The sequence below is a fragment of the Dactylosporangium maewongense genome (assembly GCF_039531485.1).
GTDB classification, from domain to species: Bacteria; Actinomycetota; Actinomycetes; order Mycobacteriales; family Micromonosporaceae; genus Dactylosporangium; species Dactylosporangium maewongense.
Genome location: NZ_BAAAQD010000003.1, coordinates 186,031 through 203,079 on the forward strand (window position 1 = coordinate 186,031; position 17,049 = coordinate 203,079).

Annotated in this window: 16 protein-coding genes; 6 read left to right on the forward strand and 10 right to left on the reverse strand. The window is 70.7% G+C overall.

The genetic code is table 11. The features are described 5' to 3' along the window. Position 1: 1 nt before the first annotated feature. The 6 genes from speB to ABD332_RS10625 are packed head-to-tail and all read right to left on the reverse strand — an operon-like array spanning position 2 to position 6,307. The gene (speB, locus tag ABD332_RS10600; RefSeq protein ID WP_344501635.1) at positions 2–1,021 is read right to left on the reverse strand and encodes an agmatinase; all 1,020 of its coding nucleotides are present in this window, start codon (positions 1,019–1,021) and stop codon (positions 2–4) included. Continuing rightward, positions 1,018–2,214 (reverse strand): saccharopine dehydrogenase family protein, encoded by a 1,197-nt coding sequence (locus tag ABD332_RS10605; RefSeq protein WP_344501636.1) that lies wholly within the window; start codon positions 2,212–2,214, stop codon positions 1,018–1,020. The genes speB and ABD332_RS10605 overlap by 4 nt, the downstream gene beginning before the upstream one ends. 3 nt (positions 2,215–2,217) lie before the next feature. Then, entirely contained in the window at positions 2,218–3,030 is an 813-nt protein-coding gene (locus ABD332_RS10610; protein ID WP_344501637.1) for an ABC transporter permease, read from the reverse strand. Further along, positions 3,030–3,935 carry an ABC transporter permease gene (locus tag ABD332_RS10615; protein WP_344501638.1) on the reverse strand — a complete coding sequence of 302 codons (906 nt, stop codon included), beginning with the start codon at positions 3,933–3,935 and terminating at the stop codon, positions 3,030–3,032. The genes ABD332_RS10610 and ABD332_RS10615 overlap by 1 nt, the downstream gene beginning before the upstream one ends. Further along, a complete protein-coding gene (locus ABD332_RS10620) occupies positions 3,932–5,068 on the reverse strand; it encodes an ABC transporter ATP-binding protein (RefSeq protein WP_344501639.1) in 1,137 nt (378 codons plus the stop codon). The genes ABD332_RS10615 and ABD332_RS10620 overlap by 4 nt, the downstream gene beginning before the upstream one ends. A 3-nt stretch (positions 5,069–5,071) precedes the next feature. Beyond that, entirely contained in the window at positions 5,072–6,307 is a 1,236-nt protein-coding gene (locus ABD332_RS10625; RefSeq protein ID WP_344501640.1) for a polyamine ABC transporter substrate-binding protein, read from the reverse strand. Positions 6,308–6,537: 230 nt separating this feature from the next. Here ABD332_RS10625 and ABD332_RS10630 point away from each other — a divergent pair, with 230 nt between their 5' ends. The 4 genes from ABD332_RS10630 to ABD332_RS10645 are packed head-to-tail and all read left to right on the forward strand — an operon-like array spanning position 6,538 to position 10,338. After that, the gene (locus ABD332_RS10630) at positions 6,538–7,038 is read left to right on the forward strand and encodes an Lrp/AsnC family transcriptional regulator (protein WP_203845385.1); all 501 of its coding nucleotides are present in this window, start codon (positions 6,538–6,540) and stop codon (positions 7,036–7,038) included. After that, positions 7,035–8,414 carry an aspartate aminotransferase family protein gene (locus ABD332_RS10635; RefSeq protein WP_344501908.1) on the forward strand — a complete coding sequence of 460 codons (1,380 nt, stop codon included), beginning with the start codon at positions 7,035–7,037 and terminating at the stop codon, positions 8,412–8,414. Before ABD332_RS10630 ends, ABD332_RS10635 begins: the two co-directional genes overlap by 4 nt. 50 nt (positions 8,415–8,464) lie before the next feature. Then, positions 8,465–8,995, forward strand: a complete 531-nt coding sequence (locus ABD332_RS10640; protein ID WP_344501641.1) for a pyridoxamine 5'-phosphate oxidase family protein — start codon at positions 8,465–8,467, stop codon at positions 8,993–8,995. Between the two features lie 8 nt (positions 8,996–9,003). Continuing rightward, the gene (locus ABD332_RS10645) at positions 9,004–10,338 is read left to right on the forward strand and encodes an NAD(P)/FAD-dependent oxidoreductase (RefSeq protein ID WP_344501642.1); all 1,335 of its coding nucleotides are present in this window, start codon (positions 9,004–9,006) and stop codon (positions 10,336–10,338) included. A gap of 4 nt (positions 10,339–10,342) precedes the next feature. Here the strand turns inward: ABD332_RS10645 and ABD332_RS10650 are convergent, their stop codons facing one another. Next, positions 10,343–10,792 carry a metallopeptidase family protein gene (locus ABD332_RS10650; protein ID WP_033364641.1) on the reverse strand — a complete coding sequence of 150 codons (450 nt, stop codon included), beginning with the start codon at positions 10,790–10,792 and terminating at the stop codon, positions 10,343–10,345. Positions 10,793–10,965: 173 nt separating this feature from the next. Here ABD332_RS10650 and ABD332_RS10655 point away from each other — a divergent pair, with 173 nt between their 5' ends. Beyond that, positions 10,966–11,322 carry a DUF3499 domain-containing protein gene (locus tag ABD332_RS10655; RefSeq protein WP_033364642.1) on the forward strand — a complete coding sequence of 119 codons (357 nt, stop codon included), beginning with the start codon at positions 10,966–10,968 and terminating at the stop codon, positions 11,320–11,322. 48 nt (positions 11,323–11,370) lie between these two features. Here ABD332_RS10655 and ABD332_RS10660 read toward each other — a convergent pair whose 3' ends face one another. Further along, positions 11,371–11,628 (reverse strand): WhiB family transcriptional regulator, encoded by a 258-nt coding sequence (locus ABD332_RS10660; RefSeq protein WP_033364663.1) that lies wholly within the window; start codon positions 11,626–11,628, stop codon positions 11,371–11,373. Between the two features lie 315 nt (positions 11,629–11,943). On the opposite strand from ABD332_RS10660, the gene ABD332_RS10665 reads away from it, so the two are divergent. Continuing rightward, complete coding sequence (locus ABD332_RS10665) at positions 11,944–12,522, forward strand: signal peptidase I (protein WP_344501643.1); 579 nt, start codon at positions 11,944–11,946, stop codon at positions 12,520–12,522. Here ABD332_RS10665 and ABD332_RS10670 read toward each other — a convergent pair. Together ABD332_RS10670 and ABD332_RS10675 are read right to left on the reverse strand one after the other, a co-directional pair. After that, complete coding sequence (locus tag ABD332_RS10670) at positions 12,519–14,999, reverse strand: bifunctional FO biosynthesis protein CofGH (RefSeq protein ID WP_425552186.1); 2,481 nt, start codon at positions 14,997–14,999, stop codon at positions 12,519–12,521. The genes ABD332_RS10665 and ABD332_RS10670 overlap by 4 nt on opposite strands. Before the next feature lie 169 nt (positions 15,000–15,168). Further along, complete coding sequence (locus tag ABD332_RS10675) at positions 15,169–16,938, reverse strand: hypothetical protein (RefSeq protein ID WP_344501645.1); 1,770 nt, start codon at positions 16,936–16,938, stop codon at positions 15,169–15,171. Positions 16,939–17,049 lie beyond the last annotated feature (111 nt).

The window sequence follows — 17,049 nt, forward strand, 5'->3', positions numbered from 1 at the left end:
CTCACGCCTCGGCGGCCGGGGACCGACCCCGGCCGTCGAGGAGGGGCTGGCGCGGGTTCCAGGGGTCGCCGCGGCGGCGTCTGGCGATGGCGGACAGCGCTTCGAGGACGACGCGGTTGGCGAGGTATGCGGTGATCTCGGCGTGGTCGTACGGCGGGGAGACCTCGACGACGTCGATGCCGGCGATCGGGAGCTCGTAGCAGCAGCGGCGGACGGCGTCGAGGAGCTGGCGGGAGGTGAGGCCGCCGGGTTCGGGGGTGCCGGTGCCGGGGGCCATGCCAGGGTCGACCACGTCGACGTCGACGGACAGGAAGACGCCGTCGCAGTCGTCGGTGGCGATCGTGAACGCCTCGGTGAGGCAGTCGTCGAGGCCGCGGGCCACGATCTCCGTCATCTCGTAGGAGCGCATGCGCTGGGCCGCCATCCAGTCCAGCGTGGCCGGGCCCGGCCAGTAGCCGCGCAGGCCCAGCTGCAGGAAGCGGTCGCCGCGGACCGCGCCGGACTCGATGAGGCGGCGCATCGGCTGGCCGTGGCCGACGAGGGAGCCGAACTCGGTGTCGCCGGTGTCGGCGTGCGCGTCGAAGTGCACGAGGGAGACCCGGCCGTAGCCGAGCTGCCGGGCCACGCCGGTGGCGTCGGGCCAGGCGATCGTGTGGTCGCCGCCCAGGACCACCGGGATCGCGCCCGTGGCCGCGACCGTGTGGACCGCGTCCTCCAGCCTTGCGATCGCGCCGGCCGCGTCGCCGGAGAACATCTCGACGTCGCCCGCGTCGTACACCCGCAGATCCCGCAATGGGTCGACACGCAGCGCGAGGGACGGGCGGGAGCCGTCGTGGGCGAGGTAACAGGCCTGGCGGATCGCGCCCGGGCCGAAGCGGGTCCCGGGCCGGTGCGAGGTGCCGCCGTCGAAGGGCGCGCCGACGATGACCACGTCCGCGTCCGGCGGCAGCGCGTCGAGGTCGCAGGGCGGCACCCCGAGGAACGTGATGTCAGGTCCGTACATAGGACCGTATCGCGTCATTTTTCCTGCATACCCCACGGCGAGCCGTACTCGGTGAGCAACTCCAGGAACGGCTTCGGCGGCAGCGCCTCCGGCCCGAGCACGCCACGGCCTTCCCAGGCCCCGGACGCCAGGAGCTCCAGGGCCACCACCGGGTTGATCGCCGTCTGCCAGACGACGGCCTGCGAGCCGTACTCGGCCATCGACCAGGCGTTGTCGACCACGTGGTACAGGTAGGTGCTGCGCGGCGCGCCCGACTTGTCCAGGCCGGTGACGAGCGTCCCCGCGCAGGTCTTGCCGCGCATGCGGTCGCCGAGGCCGGCCGGGTCGGGCAGGCAGGCCGCGACCACGTCCCGCGGTGCCACCTCGACGCCGCCGACCCGGACCTTGCGGGTCGAGTCGAGGCCGAGCTTGTGCAGGGTCTTGAGCACGTCGATGAACTCGTCGCCGAGGCCGTACTTGAACGTGACCCGGCGGCAGTCGACCCAGCGCGGGATGAGCAGGACCTCTTCGTGCTCGACGTTGACGCACTCGACCGGACCGATGCCCTCCGGGAAGTCGAAGACCTCCGGCTCGGAGAAGGGCGCCGTGGTGAACCAGCCGCGGTCGCGTTCCCAGACGACCGGCGGGTTCAGGCACTCCTCGATCGTGGTCCAGATGGAGAACGAGGGTGCGAAGTCGTAGCCGTCGACGACGAGGTTCGCGCCGTCCCGGACGCCGACCTCGTGGACCTCGGAGAAGAGCTCGTCGGCGGCGTACCGGGCGAAGACGTCGGACAGGCCGGGCTCGACGCCGATGCCGACGAGCGCGAGCCGGTCGGCGGCCTCCCACGTCGCGGCGGCGGCGAACTGCTCGTCGCCGAGCTTCATCCCGGTCTCCGCGTACGGCGCGGTGGGGTGCGGTGAGGACAGCGACATCGCCATGTCGAGGTAGTGCGCGCCGGCGGCGAACGCGCCCTCGAAGATCGGCATGACGAACCGCGGGTCGACCGCGTTGAGTACGTGCGTGATCCGATGAGCCCGGCACAGCTCCTCGACAGCTGCCGCCGATGAGGCGTCGATCTGGGCCGCCGTGAAGCGGTCGTCGATCACCGCCGCCTGCGCGCGGGGCAGCGAATAGTCGGCGACGACACAGGTCTCGAAGAACGAGCGGCGGCCGAGAATGCGCACGGCGGCGGAGCCGACGCCACCGGCGCCGACGATGAGCAGGTGCATCGGTCAGCCCTTCTGACGGGAGCGGCGCATGTTGGGGACCTGGCCGATGAGCACGACCAGGAAGGAGATGACGAACATGGCGGTGCCGATCACGTTGATCTGCGGGGGGATGCCCCGCTGCGAGGCGCCCCAGACGAACATCGGGAACGTGACGGTGCTGCCGGAGTTGAAGTTGGTGACGATGAAGTCGTCGAAGGACAGCGAGAAGGACAGCAGCGCCGCCGCGACGATGCCGGGCATGACCAGCGGCAGCGTGACCCGCAGGAAGGTCTGCGCCTCGTTGGCGTAGAGGTCCATCGCGGCCTCCTGCAGCCGCGGGTCGAGGCCGGCGAGGCGGGCCTTGACGGTGACGACCACGAACGACAGGCAGAACATGATGTGGGCGATGACGATCGTCCAGAAGCCGAGCTGCACGCCGGAGGCGACGAACAGCGCCAGCAGCGACGAGCCCATGACGATCTCGGGCGTCGCCATCGGCAGGAAGATCAGGGTGTTGGTGGCGGCGCGGCCGCGGAACGTGTGGCGGGCCAGGGCGAAGGACATCAGCGTGCCGAGGATGACCGCGCCGAGCGTGGCGATCGCCGCGATGACGATGCTGAGCAGGAAGGCGTCGCCGATGCCGGCGGTGCCGAAGGGGTCGGCCCAGTGCGCCCAGGTGAACTTGTAGTTCTCCAGCGAGTAGGGCGCGTTGCGGCCGGCGTCGCGGAACGACATCGCGGCGACGACGCCGATCGGCACGAACAGGTACAGCAGGACGAGCAGGCCGATCGCCATGACCCAGTGGTCGGCGACGGAGCGGCGTAGGCGATGCAGCATCAGAGCACCTCATCCGTCCCGGCGCGCCGGACGTAGACGAAGACCAGGACCAGGATCGCCGCCATCAGCGTGAAGGACAGCGCGGCGGCGCTCGGGTAGTCGCCGACCTTCAGGAACTTCGACTGGATGACGTTGCCGATCATGTACTGCCGGTTGGTGCCCAGCAGCTGCGCGTTGATGTAGTCGCCGGCGGCGGGGATGAACGTGAGCAGCGTGCCGGCGACGACGCCCGGCATCGACAGCGGCAGCGCGACCCTGGTGAAGCGGGCGACGGGCCGGGCGTAGAGGTCGCCGGCGGCCTCGAGCAGCCGCGGGTCGAGCTTCTCCAGGCTGGCGTACAGCGGCAGCACCATGAACGGCAGGAAGTTGTAGACGAGCCCGGCGATGACGGCGGGGGTGGTGGCGAGGAGCCGGTCGTCGGGCAGCGGCACGTGCAGCGCGTTGAGGGTCGTCACCAGCCAGCCGTTGTCCGACAGGATGACCTTCCACGCGAGGGTGCGGATCAGGAAGCTGGTGAAGAACGGCGCGATCACGCAGATCAGCAGCAGGTTCTTCCACCGGCCGCCCTTGAGCGCGATCGCGTACGCGAGGGGGTAGCCGAGCAGCAGGCAGATGGCGGTGGTCAGCGCCGCGTAGCCGAGCGAGCGCATGAAGTGCGGGAGGTATTCGCTCGCGGCGTCGACGTAGTTGCTGAACTGCCACGTCATCGCGTAGCCCTCTTCGAGGGATCCGCTCGGGTCGTAGAGGCTGGTCGCGAAGAGCTGGATCGAGGGCACGGCGAAGAACAGGATCAGCCACAGGCCGCCGGGGAGCAGCAGCAGATACGGCAGCCAGCGCTTCCTCGGCTTTTCGAGGTTCGCCGGTGTACCGGTGGTGCCCGCCCCCACGTGCCCGAGCGCACTCATGCCAACGCCTCGGCGTCGACCACTGGCGCCACCGTCTGCCCCTCGGGTCGCGGCAGCAGGAACGCGTGCTCGGGCCGCCAGTGCACGGTGACCTCGCTGGCGACCGCGAGCGGCGCGGAGACGCCGGAGTTCGGCACGAACACCGTCAGCTCGTCGCCCCACGCCGGTTTGACGAGGTACTGCGTGCTGACGCCCACGTAGGACGAGTCGGTGATGATGCCCGTGACGGACTGGTGCCCGGCCGGGACCTTGTCCAGACCCGTCGCCAGGTGCATCTTCTCCGGCCGGACGCCGAGCCACACCGAGCCGTCCGCGATCCTGGCCCGCGAAGCCGGCAGCGAGTGGCGGGCGCCGTGCGCCTCCACGAGGACGTCGTCGCCGGAGCGGCCGGTGACGGTGCCGGCGAGGAGGTTCGACTGGCCGAGGAAGTTGGCGACGAAGGCGGTGCCGGGGAAGTCGTACATCTCCACGGGGCTGCCGAGCTGCTCGATCCTGCCGGCGTTCATGACCGCGACGGTGTCGGCCATGGTCATGGCCTCCTCCTGGTCGTGGGTCACGTGGACGAAGGTGATGCCGACTTCGGTCTGGATCCGCTTGAGCTCGACCTGCATCTGCCGGCGCAGCTTGAGGTCCAGGGCGCCGAGCGGCTCGTCGAGCAGCAGCACCCGCGGGTGGTTGATCAGGGCCCGGGCGAGGGCGACGCGCTGCTGCTGGCCGCCGGAGAGCTGGGCGGGCCGGCGCTTGCCGAAGCCTTCCAGGTCGACCAGGTGGAGCATCCGCTCCACCTGGTCGGCGACGCCCTTGACGCCGCGGCGGCGCAGGCCGAACGCGACGTTGTCGGCGATGTTGAGGTGCGGGAAGAGCGCGTAGCTCTGGAACACGGTGTTGACGGGCCGCTTGTACGGCCGCAGCCGCGTCACGTCCTCGTCGCCGAGCAGGATGCGGCCGGTCGTCGGCTCCTCAAGACCGGCGATCATGCGCAGGGTCGTGGTCTTGCCGCAGCCGGAGGCGCCGAGGAGGGCGAAGAACGACCCCGCGGGCACCGTCAGGCTGAGGTCGTCGACGGCCGTGAAGGCGCCGAACGACTTCGTCACGCCGACCAGGTTGAGGTCGGCACCGCTCTGCTCGGCCATCTATCAAGCTCCCGAGATCGCTTCGAACTTCGCCGAGTACTTCTTGTCCTCGTCCTCGGTGAGGGCCTTGAAGCTCTTGGTCTTGGCGAGGGTGGCGGCGTCCGGGAAGATCAGCGGGTTGCTGGCCAGGTCCGGGTCGATCTGCTGCATCGCGTCCTGCGCGCCCTGGACGGGGCAGATGTAGTTGACGTACGCCGCCAGCTCCGCCGCGACCTTCGGGTCGTAGTAGTAGTCGATGAGCTGCTCGACGTTGCCCTTGTGGGTCGCCGTCGACGGGATGAGGATGTTGTCCGACCACAGCACCAGGCCCGACTCGGGCGTGACGAACTTGACGTCCTCGTTCTCGGCGCTGAGCTGGATCACGTCGCCGGACCAGGCGATGCACGCGGCGAGGTCGCCCTTGTTCAGGTCTTCCTTGTAGTCGTTGCCGGTGAACTTGCGGATCTGCCCGGAGTCGACGGCCTTCTTCAGCTTCTCCAGCGCGGCGTCGAACTCGGCGTCGGTGACGGTGCCGGGATCCTTGCCCTGCGACATGAGGATCAGGCCGACGGTGTCGCGCATCTCCGACAGCACTGCGACCTTGCCCTTGAGGTCGGCGCGGGTGAGCAGTTCGTCGATGGTGCGGACCTCTTTGGTCGCCTTGGCGTTGTAGGCGATGCCGGTGAGCCCGGACTGCCACGGCGCGGCGAACTTCATGTCCTTGTCCCACGCCCGGTTCTTCAGCGTGCCGAGGACGTTCTTGGTGAAGTTCGGGGTCTTGGCGTTGTCGAACGCCTGCACCCAGCCGAGGCCGACGACGCGGGAGGCCATCCAGTCGGTGAGGACCATGATGTCGCGGTCGATCGACTGGCACGCCTGCAGCTGGTTGCGGACCTTGCCGAAGAACTCGTTGTTGTCGTTGATGTCTTCGTTGTACGTGACGGCGATGCCGGTCTTCGCGGCGAAGGCGTCGAGGCTGGGCCGCTTCTTCTCGTCCTTCTCGTCGACGTCGACGTACAGGGGCCAGTTGGAGAAGGTGATCTTCTTCTCGGTCGCGGAGACGTCGGTGGCGGTGCACGCCGCCTTCTCCGCCTCGGTCTTCTTCGCGGGCTTCGTGCCGCACGCGGCGAGGGCGCCGCCCGTCGCGATGAACGCTCCACCGGCGAACAGGCCTCGCATCAGGGTCCGGCGCGACAGGCCGGTGGCGTTGAGGACGGCGGCCGCTTCGGGCGAGAGCGGCGGGCGAGAGGGGTTTCGCACGAGGGCTCCTACGGATCTCGGGCCGGAACCTCGGGGGGTGGTATCCGACGACCGATCCTGACACGAGGTGCCATCACTGACAAGGGATTCCGTCGTTACGATCGGGCCGCACAACGAAAAGCGCCACTTGGTCAGATTGAGGTTACCGTCGTGACCCGGCGGAAATATGGTCCCGAACGACGATCGATTCCTGACGGATCACGAATCCGCAGATCCCTAGTTATCCAGCTATGGAATTAGTTGCCAACAGCGGGGTCTTGGGCAAGAATCCACACGTGACCGAGCCCGTCCTTGACGACGTCAACAAGCGGATCATCGAGCAGCTGCAGCGCGATGGTCGCATGTCCTACGCCGCCCTCGCCAAGGTCGTCGGCCTGTCGGAGGCGGCGGTCCGCCAGCGTGTGCAACGCCTGCTGGACACCGGCGTCATGCAGATCGTGGCGGTGACCGATCCCCTGACGCTCGGCTTCGCCCGCCAGGTGATGATCGGCCTGAAGGTCGAGGGCGACCTGCGGCCGGTGGCCAAGGCCCTCGCCGCGGTGCCGGAGATCGACTACGTGGTGATCTGCGCCGGCGGCTACGACCTGCTCGTCGAGCTCGTCTGCACCGACGACGAGCACCTGCTGAACCTTCTCAACGACACGATCCGGAGCATCCCTGGCGTCACCGCCACGGAGACCTTCGTCTACCTCAAGCTCGCCAAGCAGACCTATGCGTGGGGGACACGATGACCGACCAGCAGCCCGATGCCGAGCGACTCGACCAGGCCGCCCGAGACCACCTCTGGATGCACTTCACCCGCCTGTCGGCGTACGCCGACGCGCCGGTGCCGGTGATCGTCCGTGGCGACGGCCCCTACATCTACGACAGCAACGGCAAGCGTTACCTCGACGGCCTCGCCGGCCTGTTCGTGGTGCAGACCGGGCACGGCCGGCACGAGCTCGCCGACGCCGCCGCCAAGCAGGCCTCCGAGCTGGCGTACTTCCCGCTGTGGTCCTACGGGCACCCGAAGGCGATCGAGCTCGCCGACCGGCTCGCGGACCTCACCCCCGGCGACCTGAACCGGGTCTTCTTCACCACCGGCGGCTCCGAGGCCGTCGAGAGCGCGTGGAAGCTGGCCCGCTCGTACTTCAAGCGCACCGGCAAGCCGATGAAGACGAAGGTGCTGTCCCGCTCGATCGCCTACCACGGCACGTCGATGGGCGCCCTGTCGATCACCGGCATCCCCGTGCTCAAGCAGGAGTTCGAGCCGCTGGTGCCGGGCGCGTTCCGGGTGCCGAACACCAACTTCTACCGCCGGCCCGACCAGTCGATGACCGAGGAGCAGTTCGGCGTCTGGGCCGCGGACCGCATCGCCGAGGCGATCGAGTTCGAGGGCCCGGAGACCGTCGCGGCCGTCTACCTGGAGCCGGTGCAGAACGCGGGCGGCTGCTTCCCGCCCCCGGCCGGCTACTTCCAGCGGGTCCGCGAGATCTGCGACCGGTATGACGTGCTGCTCGTCTCCGACGAGGTCATCTGCGCGTTCGGGCGGCTCGGCGAGTACTTCGGCGCCAAGCGCTTCGGCTACCAGCCCGACATCATCACCGTCGCGAAGGGCCTCACCTCCGGCTACGTGCCGCTCGGCGCGATGCTCGCCTCCGAGCGGCTCGCGGAGCCGTTCCTCGACGGGGCCAACTGGTTCGCCCACGGCATCACCTACGGCGGGCACCCCGTCGGCTCCGCGGTCGCGCTGGCGAACCTCGACATCTTCGAACGCGAGGACCTCAACGGGCACGTCCGGACCAACTCGCCGCTCTTCCGGTCCTACCTGGAGCGCCTGTACGACCTGCCGATCGTCGGCGACGTCCGCGGCGACGGCTACTTCTTCGGCATCGAGCTGGTGAAGGACAAGGCGACGAAGGAGACCTTCAACGACGAGGAGTCCGAGGCGCTGCTGCGCGGCTTCCTGTCCAAGGCCCTCTTCGACGCCGGCCTCTACTGCCGCGCCGACGACCGCGGCGACCCGGTGATCCAGCTTGCGCCGCCGCTGATCTGCGACGAGAGCCACTTCATCGAGATCGAGCAGATCCTGCGTTCGGTGCTGACCGAGGCATGGGCGCGCCTCTGAGCCGGACGCGGGTCCGTCGGCTTCCCGAGCTCCAGGTCGACGATCCCGCCGTGCTGCACGGCATTCTCGACGCGGGGACGATCGGCCATCTCTCGATCGTCCACGATGGACAGCCGTACGCGATCCCCGTCGCGTACGGCCGGTCCGGCTCCTCGGTGCTCTTCCACGGCTCCACCGGCAGCCGCCTGTTCCGCGTCCTCGCGGAGGGCGCGCCCTGCTGCTTCACGGTGACGCTGCTCGACGGCCTGGTCCTGGCCCGCAGCGCCTTCGAGACCTCGATGCACTACCGGTCGGTGATGGTGCTCGGCGCGTGCACGGTCGTCGAGGACAAGCTCCCGGCCCTGGAGACCATCAGCGAACACGTCACGCCCGGGCGATGGGCGGTCGTCCGCCCGCCCTCACGCAAGGAGCTGGCCGCCACCCTGGTCCTCGCCTTGGCCCTGGACGAAGTGTCAGTGAAGGTGAGCGCCGGGCCGCCGAGCACTTCCCCCGAGGACGCGGGGTTCGACCCGTGGGTGGGGGTAGTGCCTCTTCGCGTCGAACGCGGCGAACCGATCGAGTGCGAGGAGGAGCTGCCTTGAGTTTCTGGATGTCCGTGCTCCCTTCGGTACCGCCGCGTTCGGCGCTGACCGGCGACACCGACGCCGACGTGGCGATCGTCGGCGCCGGGTACACCGGGCTGTGGACCGCGTACTACCTCGCCAAGGCCGACCCGGCGCTGCGGATCGTGGTGCTGGAGGCCGAGACCGCGGGGTTCGGGGCGAGCGGCCGCAACGGCGGCTGGTGCTCGGCGCTGTTCCCGAAGTCGGTGCCGGCCCTGGCCCGCGCGCACGGGCTGCCGGCGGCGCTCGCGCTCAACGCCGCGATGGAGTCCACTGTGGACGAGGTCGGGCGGGTCGCGGCGCTCGAGGGCATCGACTGCGACTACGCCAAGGGCGGGACCGTCGTCCTGGCGCGTTCGGCGGTACAGCTGGACCGGGCGCGACACGAGGTCGCCGAGGCGCAGGGACTCGGCGTCGACCTGCGGCTGCTGTCCTCCGAGGAGGCGTTCGAGCGGGTCGGCGCGACGAACGTGCTCGGCGGCACGTACACGCCGCACTGTGCGGCGATCCAGCCGGCGAAGCTGGTGCGGGGGCTGGCGTCCACGGTGGAGCGGCTCGGGGTGCGGCTGTTCGAGCAGACCCCGGTCACGGCCATCACCGCGGGCCGGGCCGACACTCCACACGGGACGGTGCGGGCGCCGATCGTGGTGCGGGCCACCGAGGGCTTCACGCCGCGGCTGCCGGGGCTGCGCCGGGCGATCGCGCCGGTCTACTCGCTGATGATCGCGACCGAGCCGCTGCCCGCGTCGTTCTGGGCGTCCGCCGGCCTGGCACGGCGGGAGACGTTCTCCGATCACCGGCACCTCATCATCTACGGGCAGCGCACCGCCGACGACCGGCTCGCGTTCGGGGGGCGGGGCGCGCCGTACCACTTCGGCTCGGCGGTCGCGCCGGCGTTCGACGCGTCGCCGCGGGTGTTCGCGGAGCTGCGCCGGGTCCTGGTCGACCTCTTCCCGGCGCTCGAGGACGCCGGCGTCGCCCACTCGTGGGGCGGGCCGCTCGGGATCGCGCGGGACTGGATGGCGTCGGTCGGGCTCGACCCGACCACCGGGCTGGCCTGGGCGGGCGGCTACGTGGGGGACGGGGTCGGCACGTCGAACCTCGCCGGCCGTACCCTCGCGGACCTCATCCGCAAGGAGGACTCTCCGCTGGTCGGACTGCCCTGGGTGGGGCACCGCTCGCCGCGGTGGGAGCCCGAGCCGCTGCGGTGGCTCGGGGTGAACACCAGCCTGCGGGTGATGACCGGCGCCGACGCGGCGGAGTCGCGGACGGGCCGGCCGTCGCGCCGGGCCGCACTGCTGGCGCGGGTGCTCGGTGGCTGAGGTGTTACGGCTCCAGGTCCTCGGGCGCGACGCCCAGCAGGTTGGCGACCTGCTCCAGGATCACGTCGTGGACCAGATCGGCGAGGTCGTCGTGGTCCGCGGCCCGGAACTCCAGGGGGCGGCGGTACAGCACGATCCGCGGCGGGACGCCGTGGCGGCCGGGGCGGCCCGGCAGCAGCCGCGCGAGGGGCACCTCGCCGTCCTCGAGCACGTCGGAGTCGTAGACGTTGAGGTCCGGCGGGACGTCCTCGACGGCGAACTCGACGCCGGCCAGCTCGTTGGCGAAGCGCTGCTCCAGCTGCTCGACGGAGTCCAGCACCAGGTCGTCGAACATCTCCGCGCGGGTGCGGGACATCGGCAGCGAGGCGGGCACCAGCCTGCCGCGCAGCCCCCGGCCGTGCCGGTCGCGGCCGCGCCGTCCCGGTCCGCTGCGTCGTCGATCGGGGCTCGCCACGCTGCCAGCGTAGCGCCACCGTCGACGCGACAGTGGCACGGCGCCACGTCGAGATCGTCCATGCCACTTCGGAGGGGGGCCGGTCAACCGGACGGGCGTGTCGGCGTGGTCACCACGGCGTGTCGTGAGGCTTCGGGGTTGGGCGCGGGCCCACGGAGCGATACGGTTCGGCCGTGAGGACCCCACGTCGATGCTCGCGCAACGGATGCCCCCGACAGCCCGTTGCGACGTTGACGTACATTTATGCCGAATCGACCGCAGTTGTCGGTCCGCTCGCGGCGTTCGCCGAGCCGCACTCCTATGACCTGTGCGAATCGCACGCCCGCGGGCTGACCGCGCCCCGGGGGTGGGACCTGGTCCGGCACGAGGGTGAGTACGGTCCGCCGCCGCCGTCCAACGACGACCTGGTCGCCCTCGCCGAGGCGGTCCGCGAGGCGGCGCGCCCCGCGCCGCACAAGGAGGACCCCGGCAACCATCCGCACCAGCAGGGCCGCCGCGGTCACCTGCGGGTCATCCCACCAGACGCGTGAGGGGTCCCGGCCGTCGCGCCGGAACCCCTCACTCAAACCTACGACCTGCTAGGCAGCGCGTCGCTTGAGCTTGCGACGCTCCCGTTCCGAGAGCCCACCCCAAATTCCGAAGCGCTCGTCGTGCCCCAGTGCGTATTCAAGGCAGTCCGCCCGCACCTCGCAGCGCGAGCAGATGCGCTTGGCCTCGCGGGTGGACCCACCCTTCTCCGGAAAGAATGCCTCCGGGTCGGTCTGCGAGCACAAAGCGCGTTCTTGCCACTCCGGAGCGTTACCCAGCAGGTCGGCCACGACTGGTCGGCCGTCCATCAGCGTGCCTCCTTCTTGCGCGCCGGCGACGATGCCGGCGCAACCCCCCACGCGGAAGGCGCATGTCCTACAAGGTTGCTGTTCCTCGGCGCGGTGTTCTTTATGTCCGAAAGATGACCCGCTTTCGGTCATCCCCCCGAACATCCCCCGTGAAATTACACGCGTGTAATGCGTGCGTCGTCAAGCCGAACCTGATAAATAGGCCCGCTCGGGCGACCGCTTGCACCCCGTGCCGTACCCATACCGAGCAACCCCCTCCGGAGGTAACGGGCGACACGCCGAACGCGCCGGAAGACTCTCGGCGAGTTTGCTCAGGTGCCCGGATCCGCGGCCGAATTGCGCCGATGTGCGGGGAAACCACGAGTTCTGCGCGTGTCCTGGGATACCGTCGTGATCAGGCGGCTGCTGCTCGGCGCCGCGGTGACCACCGTGCTTTTCACGGTCGGAATCATCGGGCTGGGCTGGAAGCCTTACGTGGTCATGTCCGATTCGATGGCGCCTGCCATGCACGCCGGTGATGTCATTCTCGTCGATCCTCAGGCGACATCCCTCGCCGTCTACGAGATCGTCACCTACAGCGATCCGCGTGGGCTCATCACGCACCGGGTCGTGGCGCAGGCGGAGGACGGCACGTTCACGGTGAAAGGCGACGCGAACCAGCAGCCGGACACCCGTCCGGTCGAGCGAAGACAGGTGATCGGGCCGGTCCGGCTGATCCTCCCCAGCGTGGGCTGGCCCGTCGTCCAGGTCCGCACCCACCCGTTCAAGGTCGCCGGGGTGGCGCTGATCCTGGCGGTCGTCTGGCCACGCCGGCGGCTGCTCGGGGTCGCGCTGCTCGGCGGCCTTGTCGCCGTCCTGGCCTTGGTGCCCACCACCGGGGCGCTGCCGCTTTAGCTCCGTGCCTCCACCCGGCCGTAGGTGGTGGTGCGCTGGCGGACGGGGCGGCCGGCGGCCTTGCCGATCGCCTCCAGCTCCTCCCGGGTGCGGGCGGAGCCGTGCTCGGAGCCCGCCATCCTGGAGATGGTCTCCTCCATCAGCGTGCCGCCGATGTCGTTGGCGCCGCCGTTGAGCATCGCCACCGTGCCCTCGTCGCCGAGCTTCACCCAGGAGCACTGGATGTTGTCGATCCTGCCGTGCAGCAGGATCCTGGCCATCGCGTGCACGGCCCGGTTGTCGCGCCACGTCGGGCCCGGCCGGGCGATGCCGGCGAGGTAGATCGGCGCGCTGTGGTGCACGAACGGCAGCGCCACGAACTCGGTGAACCCGCCCGTGCGGTCCTGGATGCCGGCGAGGACCCGGAAGTGGCTGAGCCAGTGCCCCGGGTGGTCGACGTGGCCGTACATCATCGTCGAGCTCGACCGGATGCCGAGCTCGTGCGCCGTGGTCACCACCTCCACCCACGCGGACGTCGGCAGCTTGCCCTTCGTGAGCACCCACCGGACCTCGTCGTCGAGGATCTCCGCGGCGGTGCCGGGGATCGTGTCGAGGCCCGCCTCCTTCAGCTGGGCCAGCCAGTCGCGGATCGACACGCCCGCCTTCGAGGCGGCGGTCACGACCTCCATCGGGCTGAACGCGTGGACGTGCATGCCCGGGACCCGGGTCTTGATCGCGCGGACGAGCTCGGCGTACGCGCCGACCGGGAGCTTCGGGTCGATGCCGCCCTGCATGCAGATCTCGCCGGCGCCGGCCAGCCAGGCCTCCTCGGCGCGGTCGGCGACCTCCTCGTAGGAGAGGCGGTAGGCGTCGGCGTCGCGCTCGCGCTGGGCGAACGCGCAGAACCGGCAGCCGACGTAGCAGACGTTGGAGAAGTTGATGTTCCGGTTGATCACGTAGGTGATGTCGTCGCCGACGGCCGCCTTCCGGAGATCGTCGGCGATCCGTGTGAGCGCTTCCAGGCCATCGCCGTCCACATTGAACAGTGCGAGGGCTTCGTGCTCGTACTGTGGCAGCAGCAGGCTTCCGGGGTCGGTCGAGGCCCTCGCGAGTCCACTTCGGACGTCACCGTCCAATGTGTGCTGTGGCTTTGTGCTGACGCGCGCTGCCACCTCCTGCCAGTCGCCGTAGACCGAGTCGAAGTCGCCGCGGCGGTCGTCGGTGCGACCCTCCGTGTCGATGGCCTCGTGCAGGTCGGTGCGACCGGTGCTCTGGATGCCCCCGTCGGGCTCCTGCCATTTTCTGCCGGCCGGTTTGGCGCCTTCCTGGGCCAGGCCGGTCTCGGTGTCCATGAGTGCCTCGACGTGCCCGGCAAGCCTCGGGTCCAGCCAGGGCGCGCCCTTTTTCGCGTACTCGGGGTAGATGGTGAGGCGTTCCTTGAGCTGGAAGCCGTGCTGCGCGGACTTCTCGGACAGATCCTGGATCGCCGGCCAGGGGCGCTCGGGGTTGACGTGGTCCGGGGTGACCGGGGAGACGCCGCCCCAGTCGTCGATGCCGGCCCGCAGCAGCAGGCCGTGCTCGTCGTCGATGAGGTTCGGCGGGGCCTGGATCCTGGCCTTCGGGCCGAGGACGAGCCGCGCGACCGCGACCGTGGCCGCCAGCTCGTGCAGCTCCGCGTCGGGCATGCCGCGCATCGCCGTGTCGGGCTTCGCGCGGAAGTTCTGGACGATGACCTCCTGGATGTGGCCGAACTCGCGCATCGTCCTGCGGATCGCGAACAGCGCCTCGGCGCGCTCCTCGATCGTCTCGCCGATGCCGATGAGGATGCCGGTCGTGAACGGCACCCCGACCCGGCCCGCGTCGTCCAGCACCCGCAGCCGCACCGCGGGCTCCTTGTCCGGTGAGCCGTAGTGCGCGCCGCCCGGCTCCGACCACAGCCTGGTCGCCGTCGTCTCGAGCATCATGCCCATGCTGGGGGCGACCGGCTTGAGCCGCTGGAGCTCCGCCCACGACAGCACGCCGGGGTTGAGGTGCGGCAGCAGGCCCGTCTCCTCCAGCACCGCGATCGCGCAGGCGCGCAGGTAGTCCAGCGTGGAGTCGTAGCCGCGCTCGTCGAGCCAGCGCTTCGCCTGGTCCCAGCGGTCCTCGGGGCGGTCGCCGAGCGTGAACAGGGCCTCCTTGCAGCCCTGCTGCGCGCCTTCCCGGGCGATCGCGAGGACCTCGTCGATCTCCAGGTATTCGCTCGGCAGCCGGTGCGGCACCGTCGCGAACGTGCAGTAGTGGCACCGGTCCCGGCACAGCCTGGTCAGCGGGATGAAGACCTTGCGCGAGTACGTGACGACGCCGGGCCTGCCGGCGTCGGCGAGCCCCGCGTCGCGCACCGCGCCGGCGACCGCGAGCAGGTCGTCGAGGGCCTGGTCGCGGGCGGTGAGCAGGACGGCGGCCTCGGTCACGTCGAGAGCACGGCCGTCGGCCGCACGGCGCAGCGCCCGGCGCATGGCGTTGCCTTCGGTACCTCTGACTACAGACGTCACAGCTTGCAGCCTAGGCCGCCGCCGGGCGGATCGGCCCTCACACCGGATGTGACTGTTCTCCTTCGCTTCTTCCCCTGTAACGACGCGGGCGCCCGTCGTGTGACGGGCGCCCGCGTCGGGTGTGCTCCGGTGCTCAGTCCTTCGGGGGGATCACCTGGGTGCGCTGGGTCTCGTCGTCGTCGCCCTGGTCGGTCGCCGGCTTCTCCTGGCCCGCGGGCCGGAACACCTCGGTGGCGTCCGGGTCGTGCGCCTGGGTGTTCGCCTGGGTGTTCGCCTGGGTGTTCGCCTGGGTGTTCGCCTGGGTGTTCGCCTGGGTGTTCGCCTGGGTGTTCGTCTGGGTGTTCGTCTGGGTCACGTCGCCGGTGGTCTCGGCCGGGGCGGCGCTGACCGGCGCGTACGCGGCGGTCGCGTCCGGGTCGGCGTCGGCCTTGGCGATGCTGACCGGGGCGGCAGGCTGGGTCTCCGGCTCGCCGACGGTGCCGTGGGCCGCCGTGGTCTCCCCCGCGGTCCAGATCTGGGCGGTGGGCTCCTGTCCGGCCGGGACCGCGGGCTCGGCCGCCGGGGCCGCCGTGGTCTCGGCCGTCGGGAACGCGCCCGTCTTGCCGAACGGTGAGGCGGCGCCGTCGCTGGTGTCCTCCGCCGGCTGCTGCGCCGCGGGCGCGCCGGTGGCCGCGCCCGAGGTGGGGTGGGTCGAGGAGCCGCCGGGCCAGCCGGCCGCCGCGAACCCGCCCGAAGGCGTCGCGCCGCCGTCGGCGGGCGGGGAGGACACCGGCGGGGTGACCGGCGGCGCCGACACCGGCTGGGCGGCGGCCGCCGTGTACGCCGCGAACGGCGAGCTCAGTGGCGGCGTCGAGGCGGGCGCCGCGGACACCGGCTCGGCCGCCGCGGGCTGCGGGGCGAACGCCGGGGCGCCGGTCGCCTGCGGGTGCTGCACGGGGGCGGGCTGGGCGTTGAACGCGGGCGCGCCCGTCGACTGCGGGTTGTACCCCTGGGCCGCCGGCTGGGGGTAGGCCGGGGCACCCGACGCCGGGCCCACGGCCGGAGCGCCCGAGGCCTGCGCGGCCGGGTAGGCCCCGGGCTGCGCCGCGTACGGCTGCGCGGCGGGGACGACCTGACCCGAGCCGGTCGTCGCGGGGTTGGTCCAGCTGCCGGTCGGCTGCTGGTGCTGGGCGGGCTGCTGCTGGTACGGCTGCTGCGGGACCGAACCGGTCTGCTGCTGGTAGCCGTACTGCTGCTGCTGCGGGTACTGGTAGCCCGGCTGCTGCCCGTACGGGTACGCGGGCTGGCCGTACACGCCGGGGGGCGGCTTCGGGGGTGCGTAGGCTCCGAGGTACACCCTGATCACCAGGAACAGGACGAGACCCAGCAGCGCGAGACCGCCGAGACGGGTCAGGAAGATCGTGAGCGCCGAGGTCGCCCGCAGGCCCGACTCGCTGTCCATGTCGCCGATGAGGCTGGCGAGCAGCAGGATCAGGCCGAAGAGCGCCACGATCCCGTATTCGACGAGGCCGACGAGGACGATGACCTTCGCCTTCGGCACCACGGGGTCGACGTGGGTCGCGACCAGCACCGCCAGGATCGGCAGCAGGATCGTCTGCAGGTTGACGAACGTGCCGAACGTGCCACCCGCGCTCAGCAGGAAGTTGCCGTCCAGCGAGGTCAGCAGCGAGATGAACCCGGCGAGCAGGAACGCCGCGGTCGCGCCGAGCAGCACGAACGCCGCCAGCTCGCGAAATGGCAGCGTGAGCGAACGGGCCTTCTTGGCGTCGACCGTCGCCTGCACGCTCTGGCCGGGCTGCTGCGCCGGCGGCACCTGGGGCACGAAGGACGAGGTGGCCGGACCGGCGGCGTAAGCCGCATGCGGCGCCGCCGAGGAGGTCGGGTCGGGTGGCTGGGTGCTCACTGGCTCTCCCCAAGATCTAGCGGACACGCGACAGGTCGCTCGCAGCCTAGCCGTCGAACGGAAAATCCGCGTGCGTGGCCGGACCGGCCGCCTCGCACGGGAAGTGTCATA